Origin of the sequence: Paenibacillus sp. S-12, assembly GCF_030363895.1 — a bacterium.
GTDB lineage: Bacteria > Bacillota > Bacilli > Paenibacillales > Paenibacillaceae > Paenibacillus_B > Paenibacillus_B alvei.
Genome location: NZ_JASIUF010000014.1, coordinates 156,706 through 176,495, shown reverse-complemented (window position 1 = coordinate 176,495; position 19,790 = coordinate 156,706). Strand labels below are relative to the sequence as shown.

Below are 19,790 nucleotides of genomic sequence, written 5' to 3'. Positions count from 1 at the left end.
TCATCACCGGATCTACGGAACACTTAATTATCTTACTCTGTTGAAGCTAGGATTGTGTCCTTATAAGAGTTTGTTCAGTGCAGCGTTGAAAATCCCAGCACAAAAGGGCTGGTTGACTATGATATATATCACAAATGCCAGTGAATTTTATCGGTAAAATATACTGGACATCTAAGAGAATATATCATGGGGGTAAGAAAAGTATGTTAGACCAATTATTAAGTCCATTTACTTCGATCCTATCGAGGCTAAAATATGGGCAAAAGTTTATGCTCATCAGTGTACTATTTATTATTCCAATAGTAGTCCTTCTATATAATTGGAACGCGACACAGCAAACTCAAATAAAATTCATCAAAGGCGAACAAGCTGGTGTTGAGCAGATCAGTGAAATAATGCCCTTCATGCTACAAGTACAACAGCAACGTGGGCTTATAAATGGTTACTTGAATGGAAATAAAGAATCAAAGAGCGCAATTGAGGCGAAGCTACAAGAAATTGCTCAATTGATTGGACACATGGAAGCAAAATTCCAGAAGAAAAACCTACCCCAGTCATACGAAAAATGGGCTTCTATTCATAGAGAATGGATTGAACTGCGTGATTCTTATAAAAGCTTAAAGGCGGCAGATAGTTTTGTTCGTCATTCAAAACTGGTGGAGCAGATAGAAGAACTTATTGTCAGCAGCGCCGATGAGTCTGAATTATCACTTGATAATGAAATTAATTCATACTATTTGATGAGATTGGTCGTTCAGGAACTGCCTGCATTAATCGAAAACTCCGCTTTTATCCGGGGAAGTGGCAATGGTATTCTTGCATCGAGAACGCTAACGGATGAGTTGAAAATCCAGCTACTTCTGAAAGAATATGAGAGTAAGACTGCTCTTGTCAATCTAAATAAATCTCTTTCCAAAATTGCGGAATCTCAGAGTAACAATAATGTGAATCTAGTTGAGAAGGGAGGGCAAGTTGCACAAAATATTCAAGACTATCTCGTTTTACTTGAACAAGAAATTATACATAAGCAAGAGATGAACATGAATCCTGATACTTTTTTCACTCAAGGGACGGTTGCGATCACAACAGCGGATGAGGTATTCAAACTTGCCATAATGGAATTAGATCATATTCTTCAAAAACGGATCGATGACTATACTGCTGAGCGCAATATAACATTATTGATTATGGTGGTAGTCTTACTATTAGTAGTCATATTTTATGTAGCATTCTTTAAAAGTGTTATGGATACAGTGAGTATCTTAAAGCAAAGAGCGGAATCGATGGCGAAGGGTGATTTCTCCCAAGACATTGTACTGAATACTAAGGATGAGCTGCAGCTTGTAGGTGCGGCCTTTAATGAAATGCAAAGATCGATGAATCGAGTGCTTAGTTTAAATCAACAAATTTCCTTAACAACATTTCAATCCTCCCAGCAACTAACTGGAATCTCAGATCAATCAATACAGGCTATGAACAAGGTTGCCGATTCTGTGCAGAAAGTATCGGATGGGACAGCTTCACAAAAGAAAACGACAGTGGAAGCGGCATCTGCAATGAATGAGATGGCGATTGGGATTACACGAGTTGCGGAAGCGGCATCTGAGGTTGCTTCGGTTGCCATTCGTGCAAGTGAAAATGCAGTAATTGGGAATCAGCAACTGATAGAAACCGTGGATCAAATGGTGAGTATTAAGAAGGCTCAGGCTGATTCTGCCCAGATTGTAGCTAAGCTTGACGAGCATTCAGTACGTATTGGTCAAATTATAAATTCAATTATGGAGATTGCTGGGCAAACAAAGCTGCTTGCCTTAAATGCAAATATTGAAGCGGCACGTGCGGGGGAGCATGGTCGTGGATTTAGCGTAGTTGCACAAGAGATAGGAGCGCTTGCCGAAGAAACATCGAGCTCTGGGAAATCCATTTCTGACCTATTGATTGATATTCGATCGCTTGTTGGAGAAACGGTATCCGCTATGGATTCGATACAAATCGAGACGAGTATGGGTATGGAATCTATTGCACGAACGAAGGAGACCATTGATGGCATTCTTAGTGAGGTTAAGCTTGTAAGTGAACAAATTCAGGAAGTATCCGCAATCACTGAGGAAATGTCAGCTGGAATGGAGGAAGTGGCGGCTTCAATTACAGATGTATCTGATATTTCTCAACGTACCTCGAATGAAGCTGAGATAATGGCTACAGGTACAGCAGAACAACTAGTTTCCGCAGAGAAAATCCAAATTTCTGCCAAAGAGTTAAGGGATATGTCACAGCAATTGCAGAATGACTTAAGCAAATTTGTATTGTGCAATGACGTTATAATAAATTAAGTTCGTTTGTAATTCAGGGTACCGATCTCGACTGATATCAACGGCGCTTTAGAAAAAATCGCTTTTATTATGTATTAAGATTTATCACGGGTTCTTTGGTATGTAAAAGAGTCGGTTATTTCGTCCAAGAAGGAAGCAGGTAAATGGGCTCTCAATTATTTACCGAGCGACTATCATAACTTAATTGCACGGTGTCTTGCCAAGTATCGAAATGAATTAGACGATCTGAATCTCGACGAAACGATGCTCTTAAACTACACGGAATATATGCTTCAAGAAATCCAGTGCTCCGCTGAATCAGCAACGGTTTGATAAAATCGGCAGAGACTCATGAAAGTGCGAATAGAAGAGCATCAGACAAGAATTTGTCAACAGCACCGTGCCAAGAGAAAAAACGATTTTGAAATCACTTAAGAAAAAATCTTATCATTAATTGGGGTATGTCAGATGAAAAAGAGTATTATCATATCGACTTTTGTGGCTGTATTTATTATAGGGACAGCAACTGGGTTTGCAGCTTCAAATTATAAAGAAGTAAAAGCTTTATTGTATCCTGCTGTAAAGGTAGACTTAAATGGACATGAAGCCAGTAATGTAAAGGCACTAATGTATGAGGGAACTTTATATTTACCAGTCAAGTCGATGACGGATTATTTCGGGCTTAATTCCAAATTAGAATTTAATAAGAAGGAAAATAAGATTACGATTGGTGGGCCCAAATATCTTAATTTGTTCAATAGCGAATCCAATAATTTTTATCAGGTTATGGTGAACGGAAACTGGGGTGCCTCATATCAAACCAACGAACGACAAGTGGTAAGCAATTATTACATGGGTGTTGATATTTTTCTGCAGACAATAAATAATTCGAACTTAGAACAATACACGAAGGCACTCCAACAAAAACTTAGTAGTATAGGTTATACCGTTTCCAATGAAATAAATCGAAAGATTGCTGGCGAAAATGCAAAAGTATTGGATTATAAAACAGATGGATCTATAGGGAAAATAGCTATCCTTCAAAAGGATGATGATTACGTAACGCTTATGTTCTTCGTTGATAAAACTCGTTATAAAAAAGAGGATATGAAAGAGTTCGACAACATTGTAAAAAGCTTTACTATCCAACTAGTAAATTAATAGTTTAAAGGGGATTTGGAATCAAGCTATATAGAAGAAGGCGTAGACTATATAACGACGCTAAATATGGATATGCACAAAACCAGTTGTTCCTACTTCAAGATCACGGTGTATGGGTAAATCACAAGAAAGTTTTACGCTTGATGCAGGCCATGAACTTACGATCCAACATCGCCGAAAGTGTCGTTATAACTCCTCATCCGGAGATGGACGAGTTGAGCAGATGAGCTTACATAACGATAATCAACTTGTTCTTCAAACGTTTAAGAAAGCCTTAATGTATATTTGTTGTTTTAAAAATAAAGGATGCCTCGAAAAAGGCATCCTTTATTCTGTATCAGGTTTGAAAATCAAATACAGCACATAAACAATAAGTGTAGCGATACCCAATTCAAATAGTAGCCTCAAATAATCCAATTGATAAGCTACAAAGAATTCATCTACTTGATGTTCTCCTTGCAGTTCCCAAAGAGAAACGTATTTCTTAGAATGATACCTCATTTCTTCTCCCCAAACTACAGTCACTGGAACTTTGAACAGACCCAAAAAGGTAATTACGATCAAATAGATGCTCAGAAAAATTCTCTTGATAAGCAAATACAAAACCTCCTAAAAACAATTGATTGTCAATATTCGACATCTCGAGAACATAAATCCTATAAATATTTTTTACAGGATCAATATTCGACAGACAAGCCCTTGGGCATATGTTAAATTTAGATCGCATTTAGGATTTTTATAAATGCACCATATCCATATTATAGGGGGGATAAGAAGATGAAAAAAGTATCTATTGCATCTTTGACTCTGCTTATGGTTTGCAGTTTGTTCATGTCTGCTGTATCTGCAAGTCCAGACATTACACAGAACATCGAAAAAGTCCCTGGTTCTGAGACGAGATGATTAGATGCTGACATATTTGATTTTTTTTCATAGCCAACTTTGTAATAGCTTACTTCTACATCGAATATGGAGACTATGTTAAAGCTTTTTGGCTGTCTGTTTACTTGGTGACTATGGTTTTTGTTATTGATTTGATTAGGCACTATATAAAAAAAGGGAAAAATAATTAGGGTCAGGATAAACAATGTTCTCACTTTCTTAGTAGATTGCAAGCTGACCACCGTCCTTGATGGAGTTCATTGTGAAGGGTTTTAAACTCTTTAGACCTTGGAATTTCCTACTGGAGGTACCAAGGACTTTGTGTAAATTTCACTGATTAAAAAATGATCACATCTACTGTATCTTGGGGCGTAGGATTAACGGCAGAAGATATTATGTTGTCCTTTATTTAATATCTTAAGTGTAGGAGGTGGTATTTATGGTCGATCAGGATACTAACAAAAAGTTGAAGTTTATTGTTAATACTATTGTAGTTGTTTTAGTTCTTGTCATCATCTTAATTGTTTTTGGCGTTGTTCAATTCATCCTCATGACCTCATGACATGATTTTAGTACAGTTGATGGACATAATGATGGATAATCCAAAGATATTTCCCTTATTCAGAATAAGGTTTTTTTTATTAATAGGGCAACTTTGTGTCAATTGACATCAGAGAGTTGTTAAAATACCTAATTTGTAGTAAAGCTCAAGCCGGTCTTGCTGGGGGAAGAAATCAGCTCGAGTGGTCTATGATCAGGTTATACAATGACAATTATTTGATGGAGTTTTTGCGTTTCCGAAACCTTATAGTTTGTTGCTTTACAATGAGTTCATCTAATTGCTGGCTTATCCGTACAACCTCTTCGTCTGTGAATTTTTGTTTCTCCCTTACGACTTCGATTAATTTGTTCCTTAGATTATTTATTTGGTCATTAATCGACTTATCAATATGGTTTCACCTCACATACACACTACCATGATTGTTTCCATTGGCAAGTATAATGTACGTTTCAATATATTCCATATAATAGAATTAAAGAAACAAAATAACAGCAATCAAAAGAGCACCCGGAGGTGCCCTTTGATTGCTGTTATTTGTTCATTTTCTTCTTGTAGATCAATTGCTGCCTGACAAGCCCAATAAACACAACAGTAAAGAGTATGGATTGAATCCAGTTACTTCCACTCTTGAAGATCGTGTTGTAATACGACACCAGTAGCCCGATTGCCAAAAACCCCAAGTAAATAAAGTTCCTAACTATGAGGTTCTTTCTAAAGATGAAGTGAATGACAAATACGGCTAATAGAACGTATAGAGTAAGAAAAGAAATGGTAGTTAAAAACGTTTCCAATTGACTGAGTTCCATAACTCCCTCCTCTGTGTTAATGCCAACTAGTTGGACGTGACCTCATAATAGATCACTGGCAACCAATGAATGTTGAGCGTTGCACCGTTCCCACGATTGTAATAATCAAAGTCATTCGCGATTGAGTTTGCAGCCCAACCCCAAGCGGCACCAGTTACAGCAGCTAGCCAACCTCCTGGAATAAAAGCAGCAATAGCAGCAAGGAAAGAGGTGGTATTACCTGATTGACGCATTGCAAGAGCGTGTGCTTTTGTTTCCGAGTCGCTAAAAGTGATTGCTACTCCCCACCAGTAAGTGTTGCTGAAAGCATTAGTCGAATATCTTTCTGATACGCTCACTTTCCCGTTTTGGATTACAATTGTCCCTTGACGAACTTCTGCATTAAGGCTATCGATGCCTTTTTTGTAATGCTCATAGATGTCTGCACCTACGACATTCTTCGCGGCAGGATCAATCACGAATTGGTCTTTACTGACCGTGATGTATCGATCCATGACTGATATGGCATTAAGAACCTTTTTGCTGAACTCATCCTTTCCGATTTGAAGCATGTGACCTTGTTTCTGTGACTCAGCCTGCTGTTCTGGCACAGATGCCGCCAATGCCATTGGTGCGAACATCGAGAATGCCATGCTTACACTTAATAGGGATACGATCCATTTCTTCTTCAAGCAACTCGCCTCCTGGAATTTTTTGGCGAAGTTACTCTTATACATGGGCGGACTCAGCATCACGATAAATTGTATGCGCATCACTTATGTAATGATACATCATCTATTTCTAAGGTGATTTAAAGAGTAACCTCACATGGCGAATATATAATACGTTTCAGTTATTCCAGAAAATAGATGAAAAAGAAACGGAAGATAAAAGAAAAAGCACCTTTAAGGTGTTTCTAGCGCGATTATAATATATCACCATGGGTGAATGCCGTTTTGATTATCCGACAAAGCTTTTCTTTAACTCTAGCGTTCACTTTTGAGTAGTAAGAAGCTCCTTCCACCATATAATTAATACATGCTTCATAATCGCCGACAGCTAAATAATATTCTCCTTTGATTTGAAGGTAATCAGCATATCTAGAAAGGATTAAAGGGTTACTCGTGTTTAAAATGGATGGGTTTATTGTGCTACCTTCTAATACATTTTTAGCACCTTCGAGGTTATTTTGCTGTAAGTACAAACGGAGTAGCTGGTTGGTAGCAGAAATTACAGAATCATTACTGCACGACTTCAAAAATAATAGGAGTTGATTTATCGATTGTTCAATATTACCCTTTTTGGAGTTGATAAACGCCTCCATAAGAATAGCATTTTCTCGAATGTACGGATAGTCAAATTGCTTGTACTGCAACGAGTAAAGCTCCGACTCTTCATACTCCCCAAGAGCAAAATGTGCGTCTCTGAGGACGCCAAGTGCATTTACTTTATAGAAGCTTTCGCCATATTCTAATACTTTTTTGCTGTGGTCAATACTTTCTGAATAAAGTCTTAGATTAAGAGAATGGATGCCTAATTTGTAGTACAGCTCGATCCGTTCTTGTTGGGGTAAGAAATCAGCATAATGAAGAATATACTTTCCACTATAGTAGGTTTCCTTCAATTTACTAAAATCATTTCGCTCAATCAGGTATCGTTGATACATTCCTTTGGCGATGTAAGGCATCATTCCATGTGAACGCGAGTGCTCAATGATGAGATTATACAATAATAACTTAATGGAGTTATCTTCAATGGAGTCGATGTTCTGATAAAGCTTTTCGATTAAATCGTAGCTATCTTCATTGCAGGATTCTAGGAACTTGGTGGCGACCTTTTGAATCAGTTCGTTGTTGCTCTTATGTTGGATCGTCGTGTGCAGAATATGCAGCAATGAATCTGATCTTCTCTCGATTTCCACGTAATAATCAATCAGTGTTTCTAAGGGGATATTTAATGCCTTTGCCAACGGGTGTACGGTCGAGAATTGCGGTCGTTTTACATTTCCGTTTTCAATTCGTGATATTGTCCCCTTTGGAATGCCGGATAGCTCTGATATTTGTGTTAATGTTATGTTTGATGCACGTCTGGTGTCTTGGATAAGTTCCCCGATTGTTTTGATGACCGCAACTTCCAATATAATCCCTCTTCCTTTTGGATTTATCACCTATATTTTACTATGTTATGAAGGTCGTGTAAATTGTGGGAGGACATTAGAAGCAAAGATAAGAAACGGAGGGAGATAATCTCACCCTTTTGTTTTGGATGGTGAATAGGCTTGAGCTTCAATTCTCCGATTGATATGCAAAAATATCATACGAGAAGTTAATCGAGGAACTTCATCCAGAAATAAAATTATGGACGTTGGATACGATACAAAAAAGTCTAAGAAATCATTATTTTTACGAACAAAATGGGTACAAGTTGGTTGCTGAAGATAAATATAAAAGACTTATTAATGGATCAAAGCAGCCTATCAAATCTTACTATACAAAATTGTAATGTAAAGGGTGTTACAATTAACGGAATCTTAGTAAGTTAATTGCTGAAATTTACAATAAATAGATTTAGGCGGTTAAATTAAGGCTATGACATCATCCTATAATAGCTGGGATAGGAGACAATTATGGACATCAATCTTGTCCCTGTTACCTTTGAAGAGAAGGAATCATTCGTTAATCTATATCAATTTTATCTATATGACTTCAGTCTGTATACAGATCAAGACGTAAACTAAAGATGGAAGCTTCGAAGAGAACATCGATTACTTTTGGGAAGGCGACAAGCGGTGGAATCCCTATTTCATCGATTTATCTGGAACAATCGTTGGGTTTTTGGTCGTGCTTTTTGAGAATTTAGATACCGATCCGGAACCGACACATGTCATCTATGATTTTAAGAAGTATAGTAAAAATGGAATTGGTCAATGTGCTGCGAAGAAATAGAGACAACCTATTAGACAGGGGAAACATTTAGAATGAATCAACAAGTTGTTTTAGACCATATCACGAATCTCTTGAAATGTGAATTATCGCAATCGCTAGTCGGAATCTATTTACACGGTTCAATGGCGATGGGATGCTTTACCCCTCAACAAAGCATATTGATATATTAGTCATTGTAAAGGAAAAGCTACCTAATTATATGTACAAAATTATTGCTCGGGAAATAATTCGTCTATAAAAGGATGAACGCTAGAGCACGGGCTTCGATATAGGAGTGAATGGAGTAAGGTAGAAAAGTATTTTTTAGTTCCGAACTCTGTGCTCTAGCTAAGCCTTTACTTGAAACAAAGATTATACGAATTACGGCTGATTACAAATCTAGCTCCGGCTGTTCCACTTCTTGCGGAACGGATGCCCGAAGCACCTGAACGTTGGACGTCGCTTGGAGTCCTCTATAGGCAGCATGGATCTTCGTGAATCCCGCCTTACGGCCAATCAGGTTCCCCTCATCATCACATTCGAGAATGTCCGGATTGGCGCTTCGGAAAGTTGCTTCCTTGGTCACGTCTATTTCTTTATGTACGGAATAGTCGTAAAGGATGACCCTTACATCGATCATGGAGCCGGCACTTATTGAGTAGTCGTTCGAATCCAGCCGGAGGTATCCGCGGGCAGGTTCAGGCTCAACCCAATCCTCTGGCAGCACGGTTACTTTCAAGCTGGCATTGAGTCCTCCATAAGAGGCTCCAATATAAGTGACTCCAGGCTCATGACCATTGACTCTACCCGACGCGTCGACGTCGGCAATACGGGAATCATCCGATCTATATACGGCTGCGCCTGATATATCGCTGACCATTCCATTGCCGTACACGGCTTGCAGTACAGTCGGCATGCTGGTGCCTGATTTTACTTGCATCTCTTTCTCCATGAAAGAAATGCTTGCCAATGTCTGTTCTGTAGGAGGGGTGTTCTCGAAAGGTGCCAGCTTCATGAGCTGAAGCTTCCATACCTCTCCTCGTTTCACGGTTCCGGTAAAAATAAACCCGCCGTCGCAAGCTATCGCTGCCTTGCCAACGTCGCTCAGCGGCGGGCCTGGGAGCGCTTCGCGGCTTGTCAACTCGCCGTTTACGTCAAACGTGACTATCGCATATTCCCATTTCCTGTCCGAGCTCTCGCTTAACGTGCCTGTACCGAGCAGGGCATACCCGTCTTTCGTCCGCACCAAGCTTCTGAACGATTCCGGGCTCGGGGCTGTATATGTTTTTTCCCACTCCGGCTGACCGTTTACGTCCGTCTTGGTGAGAATGGTGACTTCACCCTGCTTCGTTTTTTTACGATTGCCTATCAGATAACCTCCGTCATCGGAAGAGATGATCGAAAAGGCACGCCGTTTCGTATTTGGTTCTTGGAACGGCCGTGACCATACGATGTCGCCCTGCTTATTAAGCTTCATCATAAGCATGGCGTCCTCATCGCCAGACTCATAATCCGGATAGCCTATGCCGCCAACTACAATATAACCTCCGTCACTGGCGGGGATCATATCGGCAAAGAATTCGCTGCCGATAAAGCGATAATCTCGATACCATAACTTTTCTCCGTTGCGATCCACCTTCAGGATGTAGCCCTTTTCGTAGGCAATGGCAGAGAACATCCCTCTCCCGGCAATCATAAAGCTGCCGTCATCCGTTTCCATAATAGCTACCGGAGTGTGGTGGAATTGTCCATCATCAACAGCCTTGTGCCACAGTACTTGTCCGGACGCATCCAGCCGAATGAGATATAGCTTGTCTAACGGTTTGCCGTCATATAACTTGTAGGTGCCGACTACTAAATATCCTCCGTCCCTAGTCTCTATCGCCCGGTACGCGGCATTCTCGGACGAATAATGATCTAGCTTCTGCTCCCATAGCGGCTGTCCTTCTACATCCGTTTTAATGATATAAGCCTTAACGACATATGACCAACTATCTTGCCCGATCATTTTCTTCTCCGTAATGCTTCCTACCGTCAAATAACCGCCATCGGAGGTAGGGATGACCGCTTCCCCTCTGGAACTGCTTCCATAATCCCTAAACCATTCCACGGCAGCCCGCGGTTGCGATGGCTCGGCAGATGCTGGACTCATCGTGCCCTGTAACCCGAGTGTTAGCATGATTCCGGCAACGCACGCGGCTATCAAGCGTGTACATGTGTTGAACAAATGACGCACCTCTCTCCATGAATTATTGCATGATGCTTGATGATTGCTGTCGAAGCAAGCGGTGTGGATAGCCTCTATTATGATTATTGATTGGATCATCATTCCTGTGTATCCCACGAATTGCATAATTCTGTATGACGCTTGAACGGTTTTTAATCATGCACGATAGGGACGGCCTACCCATAAGCTCCGGTGAAAAAAATAAATGATATTGTCACATTGATGAAAATTTTGGATAATAATGATGTTCTGTTACGTATGTATGTGATGATGTAGGTATAACGATCCAGCACTAGAGAGTAGGGTGATTCAGTTGACTTCAAGTCTTGAACAGCAATGGAAAGCAACTGAAATTCATGAGAATAAGAGTGATTGCTAGAGTCCATGACCTTGATATGCTATAAACTTGGTTGACGGTGATCATAACGATAACGGATCGTTGAAGTTACAGATAGGCTGTTCACAAATTGTTAGATGACATGGAAGGGAAGAGGAGTGAAATGACAACAACCGCATCATTTGCTTCCTTCCTCCAAATGTTTCCAACACCAGATTTACATCGTACAGATGAGTACTATAATCTAGGATTCCGCTCGGTCTATTAATTAGAATCTGCAGAACCGCATGTATGCTTGTACCGAGATGCGATGGAAATTGTGTTGACAAAGGGCGAGCCAGAAAACTTCAAGCCGAATCGATTGCTCCATGGATATGGATACGATGGATACTTTATTACGACGGATCAGCAGGGAATGCTGGATGAGCTTACCGCAAGAGGCGTTAAGATTGTGCGTCCACTTATAACAACCGACTATAACAATCGAGAATTTGTATTCGAGGATGTAGACGGAAGATGGATCGCGGTTGGAATGAAGCAATCATAGATTCCAATGGAAATGAGGGTTAATAAAGAATGCTAGAACAACAGTTGAAGCAACACTTGCGTGAGCATGAAGCGTTCATGCGTGATTTGCGTATCGTTCAGGAGTTACAACTGCCGCAATGCTATATTGCGGCGGGTTACATTCGCAACTACGTGTGGGACAGGCTCCATGGCTACGATAATCGCAGCAGACATAGTGATATTGATGTTGTCTATTTTGATCGCGATGATGCATCCGAGGAACGTGACATTCGCTTGGAGCAGGCGCTGATTCAGCAGACGGGCAATGAGAAATGGTCAGTCAAAAATCAAGCGAGAATGCACACTCATAATGGGGTAGAGCCCTATACATCCACATGGGATGCACTGTATCACTGGACGGAAACGGCGACAGCCGTCGGCGCTCGATTGGATGAAAACGATCAATTGGATATTTGTGCACCGTATGGATTAGATGATTTATTTCAGCTCGTCGTAAGAAGATGTTCACAGTTCCCGAATCACAGTTATTACGTGGAACGCGTTAGGAGTAAGAAGTGGAAGGATCAGTGGCCGCTTCTTACGATTATAGAATAATGGATTGGATATAGAATGTTAATGTTTCGTAAATTCATCATGAGACAATGGCTTTCCGACATAGCCTAAAGTGAAAACGATGTAATCGTTGGAACGATACCTTTGGAAGGAGCCGTGTCTGTGCGTAATCAAGTAAAATGGCTGTTATGTTTGACTCTTATTATCAGTTCATTGCAGGCTTTATTCGTTCAGCCAACTGCCGCAAGCAATGAGCCGGATGGGGATGCGTCAACGACTGCAGTTGCTGCCGCATCTCCGCTTCGTCCATTTCCACAGCATACTACCTATGTATCAGGTGTCATTAAGCCGAACAATGTGGATCAAGCAATGATGGACAACGAGGTAAGAAGGCTGTATGACGAATGGAAGGGGCGGTATTTAAAGAAGAATCCGTATGTCAGCAACCAATACTTTGTCCACTATAATTTGAATCAGGAATCGGATGATGACCCTCAGGTGGTGACGACAAGCGAAGCGAACGGGTATGGCATGCTCATTACGGCCATTATGGCAGGATACGATAGCAACGCACAAACCTATTTTGACGGTCTCTATCGTTTCTATAAGGCTCATCCGAGCGAAATTAATGCGCAGCTCATGGCTTGGCAGCAGAAGGACAACGGATCTGCGATTGTCAGTAACGAGGATGCGGGAGTCAATGGTGCTACGGACGGGGATATGGATATCGCATATGGATTGCTGCTTGCCGATAAGCAGTGGGGCAGCTCAGGCAGTATTAATTATAAATCTGCCGCCGTTCAAATTATTAATGCCATTATGGCGAGTGAAGTGAACCAATCGGCATGGCACTTGAAGCTGGGGGATTGGGCTTCAGACTCCAGCTCAAAATGGGGCAAGGGCACACGGCCATCCGATTATATGCTGAACCATTTGCGTGCTTTCCGTGCAGCGACAGGAGATGGACGTTGGGATACGGTATTGAATCAGACCTACTCTATCATTCAGCAGCTATATACGGGTTACGCTGGCTCTACAGGTTTATTGCCTGACTTTGCAACGAAGGAATCAAGTGGTTACAAGCCGGCTGTTGGCGAGTATTTGGAAACAGATAAAGACGGCTATTACTACTACAATGCCAGCCGCACACCTTGGCGCATTGCTACGGACTATATACTTACCGGAGATTCAAGGGCAAAAGCACAGCTGACCCAATTGAATAACTGGATAAAGGGAAAGACAGGGAGCGATCCAGCAAAAATCAAGGCAGGCTACCGACTTAACGGGAATCAAATTAACTCCTACTATGATTTGACATTTGCAACTCCATTCGCAGTGAGCGCGATGATCGACAATAGCAACCAAGCTTGGCTGAACGCGTTGTGGTCGAATACGATTTCAAAATCGACGAACAGCAATACGTATTTTTCGAATAGCATCCGACTTCTGAGCTTAATTACAGTGTCCGGAAACTGGTGGAGACCTTAGGGAAAGAATTGCACCAATAAAATAGCGGTAGTCTTTGACTGGAAATAAAGTTTTAGACTGCCGCTATTTTTGAACCTTCGGTCTGCTAGTGTAATGAGTAAGTAGTTAAAACGATTATTAACAGAGTAAAAAGAGTCGGAGGCACTTATTTCAAGTGCTCTATTGACATCGTTACAGCTCGGTAATTGGAATGAACGGTTCGGGCTTGTCTGCGTGATCCCCTAACATTTTCTCCATCCAAATCATATCGTACCACTGGTCAAATTTGTACGCGCATTTGGTGAAATGGGCCACCTTCTTATAGCCCAAATGGCTGTGAAATTTTTCGCTGGCGGTGTCCAAATATTCATTCGGTTTACTTGGATAGGATATACATGCGTTCACATTGATCACATTTTGCCGCTTTAAAGCTTCCTCTAAAGCATAATATAGCGCCTTGCCCAGTCCACCCCCGCGACAATCCTGCCGCAGATACACGCTTGTTTCAACTGACCAGTCATATGCAGCACGGCCTTTAAAGACAGAAGCATATGCATATCCGCAAATTTGCTCGTTTTGAACAATGACGAGATAGGGATATCTTTGCAGAGTATTCTGAATTCGATTGGCAAATTCTTGGACAGTTGGCACGGTGTACTCAAAGGTGATAGCCGTATCCGTCACATACGGGGCGTAGATGTGTAACAGCTCCTGCGCATCAGATTCAACTGCCATGCGAATGTAAAAACTCTGGTTCATACACGCTCCCCTTTCTATTCATGGTGTCAAAGTTATTTTTTCATGATTTTAGCACAACCCAAGGGAGTATGACATGATTCATTTAGGCATCTGTGCTAAGGCACATATGCTGCTTTTGATTCTGAGCATAATTGATAACGATTTTTCTATACAGGAACATATCATCATATATTTACAAATACATAGGATAACCTTGCCTTTCAATAGGTTAAGCGCTATAATCGGTAGGGTTTGAGGATATACATATCTTCTATAGAGAGGGGAATCTTGGTGAAGACTAGCAAATGGAATGTGTTAAAACGTAGTTTGGCCAGCGGTCTCGTTGCTTTAGTCGCCATGCTCGGGTTTGTTATTCCAGCACAAGCGACTCAGGCTCCTGTCGATGCTCCGCAAGTAAGTGTAAGCTCTTGGTCAATTAACGTACTGAATGAGGGGGAAAAGTACGGGATTTTCCCACTGACATGGTATACAGACGGTACTTTTCAACAGCCGATATCAGCAGACAAGTTCCAAGCACTTATGAAAGCAACGTCTGCGAAGCTGGATGCACTGGAATTAAAGAAAAAAAATACGTTCACAGTACCAGCGACTGAAAAAGTCATTACAAGAGAATCGGTAATCAATGCGGTATACGGTGTACTGACTCAATATGACTTGCCGGAATCCATTCAAATTGGAACGGATGAGCCAATTGCTTTCCTCCAGAAAAAAGGGATTGTAAACGGAACGGGCAAAGGACTTGATCTGGACAAGCCAAGTACGGTTGAACAAGCAGTTGTTATGGCAAGCCGTCTTGTAGAATACACCTACGATGCCGTTGACGGTGGAGCGAAGGGGCTTCTCTGGAAGGCAACAAAAGGACAAAATACGCTTTACTTGCTCGGATCGATTCATGTCGGCACTCCTGAAATGTATCCGATAAAGAAGAGTGTACGCGATGCTTTCAAGCAGGCAGATTCCCTGTGGGTTGAAGTCGATCTGCTAGGCAACAAAGATATGGACTACTTCACGCAATCGATGGCGTATACAGACGGTACGACATTGAAGGAGCACGTCTCGAAGGAAACCTATGCGAAGCTGCAAAAGGTGTTGGAGAAAATGCAGATGCCGAAGGAAGTCTTTGACGGCTTCAAGCCATGGGCAATAACGACTAACCTTGCGCTTGCAGGCATGACAGGCTCTCAAGAAGAGATGGCGCAAGCTGCTGCGCTCGGCATTGATTCCTACTTCACGAATTCGGCATTGCTCGCTGGCAAGCCAATTCATGAGCTGGAAGGCTTAAAGCTTCAAGCCGATATCTTCAACAAGGTTCCAGTTGCAACACAAGAGAAGGAATTGAATGAAGCATTGGATCATGTTTTGACGCCAACAGGCAAGCCGGATGAGTCCATGGAGCTGTTAAAATCTTGGCAGCGCCTGTGGGTCAAGGCCGATCTGGACAAGTTCAAGCAATCCTTCACAAGCTCGGAAGAAATGACGCAAACTGATTCGGCAAAGCGCTTGTTCGGCGAACGTGACAAGAACATGGCGAAGAAACTGATGGAGCTGTTAGATAAAGAAGGCTCCTCGACGCACTTTGTCGTTGTAGGTGCAGGCCATTACGTGATCCAAGATATGATCGTTGATCAGTTGAAGGCGAAAGGCTACCAAGTAGAGTTCGTGAAATAGAATAGTTGAAAAAAGAGGCTGATCCTTATGCTGCTGAATGGTGGCGGGGGATCAGTCTTATTTCTTTAATCTATTCGAAAACGGTCTATATTTCCAAATATCGTAATATCACGATCATATTTGGGAGTGACCTATTGACTGGCAGAAAATTCCGATGTATGATTAGAATGAACATTCGATCTATTTCATCGGAAAGGAGATATCTCTTTCTTAAATCAATTGGAATCAATCATGATCTTCATTATTGGAATTCATCGGAATATTGACCGCGAAAGCAAAGTATACTTTAAGATTAGAACGATCATTCAATCTAATTTATTTTTTTATAGTAAAACCAAGCTTGGCTTACTTTATCTTACCGGCGACAGCGGGAACGTTTACGACAGCGAGATTGTTCTGTTTTTAGAATGAATATTCAGTCTAATCAGTTGAATATACTTTTGTGAAGTACAAAGGGAGTGGAAAAATGGACGACATCCAAAAGCTTGTCGCAATTGAAGAGATTAGCAATCTTAAGGCTCGTTATGTTCGGTATGCAGATGAGAAAAAGTGGTCAGAACTTGCAAAATTGTTTACTACAGAAGCTACTTTTGAAGCCTATGATGCAAAAGATAACTTGCTTGTCAGAATGAAAGGTCAACAAGAAATTCAACACGCTATTAATGACAACGTTGGAGCGGCACAACCGATTCATCACATCTTCTCTCGTGAGTTTGACTTTACATCGTCAACTACTGCGAAGGCGGTGTGGTCAATGGAAGACAACATTATGTTTCCAGAGGGCTCGGAGTTTTCATTGATCCGCGGCTATGGCCATTATCACGATACGTACGAGAAGGTCGATGGCAAATGGTTCATTCAGTCCTTAAAAATTACTAGAGTTAAAATGGAATTCATCAAATAGATGAGTAAATTAACGGAGGGATGACTATTATGTCACTTGTACAATATAAAATGAACATTCATGTATCGGACGAACAAATTGCTGATCTCAAAAGACGCTTGAAGGATACTCGATTCATCAGCAATCCAGGAAATGAAGACCGATACTATGGTATCGATGCTAAATATATGAGTGAATTGGTTGACTACTGGGCTAGTCAATTCGACTGGCGCAAAGCAGAAGCGCAGATTAACGCTTTTGATCACTATAAAGTAGAGATAGATGGCGTACCTATTCACTTTATGCATAAGCCTGGTAAGGGACCAAATCCAATTCCGCTAATTATTAGCCATGGCTGGCCTTGGACATTCTGGCACTGGAGCAAAGTCATTGGCCCATTGGCAGATCCTTCTGCATACGGCGGAGATCCTGAAGATGCATTTGATGTTTATATTCCTTCGCTCCCTGGCTTTGGGTTCTCTACGCCGCTTACAAAACCAGATATGAACTTTTGGAAGATTGCAGATCTTTTCCATAAACTCATGACGGAGGTATTAGGCCATAAAAAATATGCAGCCAGTGGTTCCGACTATGGCGCGCTGATTACAGGTCAACTTGGTCACAAATATGCGGATTCTCTTTATGGCATTCATTTGGGTCATGCGATTCTGCTCAATCTCTTCCAAGGCGAACGCCCATGGGATCTAACCGACGGATTTAAAGTGCCGGCTGGCGCACCTGATGACATTCGTGAAGGAATTCTTCACTTCCAACGCACTTATGTATCTCATGTGGCCGTTCACATGCTTGACTCTGCGACTATCTCCTATGGGCTGAACGACTCTCCGGTCGGACTTCTTGCTTGGATCATGACTCGCTGGTTGAAGTGGGGCGACGATACGGGCTACAACATCGAAGCCAAGTACACCAAGGATGAGCTTCTGACTATGGCATCGATTTTCTGGTTCAGCAACAGCATTGAGATGACAATTCGGATGTATACAAATATGAATCGTTATCCATGGACGCCATCCCATGATCGCACACCGATCGTTGAAGCGCCTATGGGTATCACTTTCCTTGGAGGCGAAAATATCCCAGGTACGACTACCGAAACTCGCGTTCAAGCGTTTCTCGACAGCCCAGACGCAAAATGGTATAACCCGATTTACTTGAAAGCCCATGAAAGAGGGGGGCACTTCACGGGATGGGAAAACCCAGATGCCATTATTGAGGATATTCGTGGAACATTTAAAAAACTTAGATAACATCTCAGAAGAAAATTTGGAAGAATGACTAACGAAAAAAACGATAGTTAATGGGATCAGCGACGGCATTTTGAAACTTTGTTTTCTCGGACATTCTGTGATCGCAAAAGAACGTCAAATGGTGTATTATGTTTAGATTGATTGTTCGATTTTTGAGAATGTGCGAAAGGAGGTAGTAAGCATGTTCGAGCAATACAACAATGTGCAGCAGGCCGTCCTTGAGACAACTCTGGATCTGATCATCGACAGGGAACTGCAGGCTACGTCCATGTCGCTGATCGCTAAGAATTCAGGTGTTTCTACTGGAAACATTTATCACTATTTCAGCAGCAAGGAAGATATCATTAATGAACTGTACAAGGCGATCGTGCGATTTAACGGAGAGTTCGTAACGAAGAACATAAACGAGACTGATTCTATTCAGAAGCAGTTTCGTAATGCTTGGCGCAACTTAATCGAGCTGGGCAATAAGTATCCGAAGGGGTTTCGTTTTATTGAGCAGTATTCATTCTCTCCTTATATTTACGAGCAGTCTAAGCTGGAAGCTTACAAGGACGGCTGGTGCGGCCCACTAGAGAAGATGTATCAAAAGGCAGTCGAGGAAGGCCTATTCGTTCAATTGGAGCCTCAAATAATGGTGCAGATGCACTATGGATCCATTGTTTATCTCTTAAAGGCTAATCAGCAAAATTTGATTGAGCTAACAGATGATATTGTGGATAAAGCGATTCTCGCTTGCTGGAACGCAGTGAGCCGCCAGGGGCAAACTTTCATATAATAAAAAACAGACCGATCGTCCCCCCATAGAAGGCGGACATTGGTCTGTTCTCATTTACAGCTATGTGATCGGGATTGTCATCCGTATTTAGAGCTCATTTTCTTGACTAATGCACAATGACTGAAGATGCTCTTCCAGAATACGTTCAACATGCTCGGCTTGTAGGCGCTTCGGATGAAGGATGAGATGGAGGGCAAGCCCATCCAGCAGCGCATATAGCTTCTCGACTCGGGCTAATCAAGAATTCAGGAGTGCTCAGATTGTTTCAAGATTCCCTGCTGAAGGGGATGGTTGCAGAGGAAAAGCGTTCCCAATTTATGAATGTGGTTGATAAGCCAAGCTACTTCGATGCCGTTGCGGAAGAAGCAAAGCTGATTGAAAGCGTGGAAAATGCGGTTCGGGGGCAAAAGCTGGGAGATATGCCGGTAAGAGTGATTCCACGAGGTATTCCGCATCCTTATTCAAGTACGGGCATTTCGGAAGAAGCAGCAAAGAAACTCAAGGAGATTTGGCAGAAAGGTCAGCGGCGAATGTTGAACATTTCATCGAACAGCGAACTGATAGTAGCAGCGAAGAGCGGGCATATGGTAATTGATGATGAACCGCAGCTGGTGGTGGATGTTATTCGTAAGGTGTTGGCTTCAGTGGCATATAGAAACATATAGAATAGAAAATGAAGTCGAGAGTATGTATCAGT

21 protein-coding genes are annotated in these 19,790 nt (G+C 41.7%); 13 read left to right on the top strand and 8 right to left on the bottom strand.

Going from position 1 to position 19,790, the window contains the following annotated elements; translation table 11 throughout:
- Positions 1-203 precede the first annotated feature (203 nt).
- The 4 genes from NO352_RS14290 to NO352_RS25150 all read left to right on the top strand — a co-directional run bounded on the left by NO352_RS14290 (position 204) and on the right by NO352_RS25150 (position 3,700).
- Positions 204-2,333: a methyl-accepting chemotaxis protein gene (locus NO352_RS14290; RefSeq protein WP_289355954.1), complete on the top strand. Its 2,130-nt coding sequence runs from the start codon at positions 204-206 to the stop codon at positions 2,331-2,333.
- 117 nt (positions 2,334-2,450) lie between these two features.
- Positions 2,451-2,645, top strand: a complete 195-nt coding sequence (locus NO352_RS25155) for an aminoglycoside adenylyltransferase domain-containing protein (protein ID WP_410453772.1) — start codon at positions 2,451-2,453, stop codon at positions 2,643-2,645.
- Positions 2,646-2,780: 135 nt separating this feature from the next.
- Entirely contained in the window at positions 2,781-3,473 is a 693-nt protein-coding gene (locus NO352_RS14285) for a hypothetical protein (RefSeq protein WP_005546284.1), read from the top strand.
- A gap of 20 nt (positions 3,474-3,493) precedes the next feature.
- Positions 3,494-3,700, top strand: coding sequence for a helix-turn-helix domain-containing protein (locus tag NO352_RS25150; RefSeq protein WP_081505722.1), 207 nt, complete (start codon positions 3,494-3,496; stop codon positions 3,698-3,700).
- Positions 3,701-3,800: 100 nt separating this feature from the next.
- On the opposite strand, the gene NO352_RS14280 is transcribed toward NO352_RS25150, so the two are convergent.
- Positions 3,801-4,070, bottom strand: a complete 270-nt coding sequence (locus NO352_RS14280; RefSeq protein ID WP_005546286.1) for a hypothetical protein — start codon at positions 4,068-4,070, stop codon at positions 3,801-3,803.
- 180 nt (positions 4,071-4,250) lie between these two features.
- On the opposite strand from NO352_RS14280, the gene NO352_RS14275 reads away from it, so the two are divergent.
- Positions 4,251-4,376, top strand: coding sequence for a hypothetical protein (locus NO352_RS14275; protein WP_005546288.1), 126 nt, complete (start codon positions 4,251-4,253; stop codon positions 4,374-4,376).
- Positions 4,377-5,128: 752 nt separating this feature from the next.
- Here NO352_RS14275 and NO352_RS14270 read toward each other — a convergent pair.
- The 5 genes from NO352_RS14270 to NO352_RS14250 form a co-directional block, all read right to left on the bottom strand.
- Positions 5,129-5,281 carry an aspartyl-phosphate phosphatase Spo0E family protein gene (locus tag NO352_RS14270; protein WP_262866629.1) on the bottom strand — a complete coding sequence of 51 codons (153 nt, stop codon included), beginning with the start codon at positions 5,279-5,281 and terminating at the stop codon, positions 5,129-5,131.
- Positions 5,282-5,447: 166 nt separating this feature from the next.
- Positions 5,448-5,723, bottom strand: coding sequence for a hypothetical protein (locus NO352_RS14265; protein ID WP_005546291.1), 276 nt, complete (start codon positions 5,721-5,723; stop codon positions 5,448-5,450).
- A 26-nt stretch (positions 5,724-5,749) separates the two neighbouring features.
- Positions 5,750-6,394, bottom strand: coding sequence for a hypothetical protein (locus NO352_RS14260; RefSeq protein ID WP_289355953.1), 645 nt, complete (start codon positions 6,392-6,394; stop codon positions 5,750-5,752).
- Between the two features lie 233 nt (positions 6,395-6,627).
- Positions 6,628-7,839 (bottom strand): helix-turn-helix domain-containing protein, encoded by a 1,212-nt coding sequence (locus tag NO352_RS14255; RefSeq protein ID WP_268600097.1) that lies wholly within the window; start codon positions 7,837-7,839, stop codon positions 6,628-6,630.
- A gap of 1,178 nt (positions 7,840-9,017) precedes the next feature.
- The gene (locus NO352_RS14250; protein WP_289355952.1) at positions 9,018-10,955 is read right to left on the bottom strand and encodes an Ig-like domain-containing protein; all 1,938 of its coding nucleotides are present in this window, start codon (positions 10,953-10,955) and stop codon (positions 9,018-9,020) included.
- A gap of 545 nt (positions 10,956-11,500) precedes the next feature.
- Between NO352_RS14250 and NO352_RS25145 the strand changes: the two genes are divergently transcribed.
- The 3 genes from NO352_RS25145 (at position 11,501) to NO352_RS14235 (ending at position 13,758) form a co-directional block, all read left to right on the top strand.
- Positions 11,501-11,737 (top strand): VOC family protein, encoded by a 237-nt coding sequence (locus NO352_RS25145; RefSeq protein WP_338134877.1) that lies wholly within the window; start codon positions 11,501-11,503, stop codon positions 11,735-11,737.
- Positions 11,738-11,766: 29 nt separating this feature from the next.
- The gene (locus NO352_RS14240; RefSeq protein WP_289355951.1) at positions 11,767-12,312 is read left to right on the top strand and encodes a nucleotidyltransferase family protein; all 546 of its coding nucleotides are present in this window, start codon (positions 11,767-11,769) and stop codon (positions 12,310-12,312) included.
- Positions 12,313-12,432: 120 nt separating this feature from the next.
- The gene (locus tag NO352_RS14235) at positions 12,433-13,758 is read left to right on the top strand and encodes a family 8 glycosyl hydrolase (RefSeq protein ID WP_289355950.1); all 1,326 of its coding nucleotides are present in this window, start codon (positions 12,433-12,435) and stop codon (positions 13,756-13,758) included.
- 171 nt (positions 13,759-13,929) lie between these two features.
- Here the strand turns inward: NO352_RS14235 and NO352_RS14230 are convergent, their stop codons facing one another.
- Positions 13,930-14,496 (bottom strand): GNAT family N-acetyltransferase, encoded by a 567-nt coding sequence (locus NO352_RS14230; RefSeq protein WP_289355949.1) that lies wholly within the window; start codon positions 14,494-14,496, stop codon positions 13,930-13,932.
- Between the two features lie 270 nt (positions 14,497-14,766).
- On the opposite strand from NO352_RS14230, the gene NO352_RS14225 reads away from it, so the two are divergent.
- From NO352_RS14225 to NO352_RS14210, 4 genes are all read left to right on the top strand, one after another.
- Positions 14,767-16,164 (top strand): TraB/GumN family protein, encoded by a 1,398-nt coding sequence (locus NO352_RS14225; RefSeq protein WP_289355948.1) that lies wholly within the window; start codon positions 14,767-14,769, stop codon positions 16,162-16,164.
- A gap of 466 nt (positions 16,165-16,630) precedes the next feature.
- On the top strand, positions 16,631-17,068 hold the full coding sequence (locus tag NO352_RS14220) for a nuclear transport factor 2 family protein (RefSeq protein WP_005546315.1): 438 nt from the start codon (positions 16,631-16,633) through the stop codon (positions 17,066-17,068).
- Between the two features lie 29 nt (positions 17,069-17,097).
- Positions 17,098-18,315 carry an epoxide hydrolase family protein gene (locus tag NO352_RS14215; RefSeq protein WP_268619905.1) on the top strand — a complete coding sequence of 406 codons (1,218 nt, stop codon included), beginning with the start codon at positions 17,098-17,100 and terminating at the stop codon, positions 18,313-18,315.
- Between the two features lie 181 nt (positions 18,316-18,496).
- Entirely contained in the window at positions 18,497-19,093 is a 597-nt protein-coding gene (locus NO352_RS14210) for a TetR/AcrR family transcriptional regulator (RefSeq protein ID WP_005546318.1), read from the top strand.
- Positions 19,094-19,180: 87 nt separating this feature from the next.
- On the opposite strand, the gene NO352_RS14205 is transcribed toward NO352_RS14210, so the two are convergent.
- Positions 19,181-19,276 carry a hypothetical protein gene (locus tag NO352_RS14205; RefSeq protein ID WP_289355983.1) on the bottom strand — a complete coding sequence of 32 codons (96 nt, stop codon included), beginning with the start codon at positions 19,274-19,276 and terminating at the stop codon, positions 19,181-19,183.
- 77 nt (positions 19,277-19,353) lie between these two features.
- On the opposite strand from NO352_RS14205, the gene NO352_RS14200 reads away from it, so the two are divergent.
- The gene (locus tag NO352_RS14200; protein WP_289355947.1) at positions 19,354-19,758 is read left to right on the top strand and encodes a PH domain-containing protein; all 405 of its coding nucleotides are present in this window, start codon (positions 19,354-19,356) and stop codon (positions 19,756-19,758) included.
- Positions 19,759-19,790: the final 32 nt, after the last annotated feature.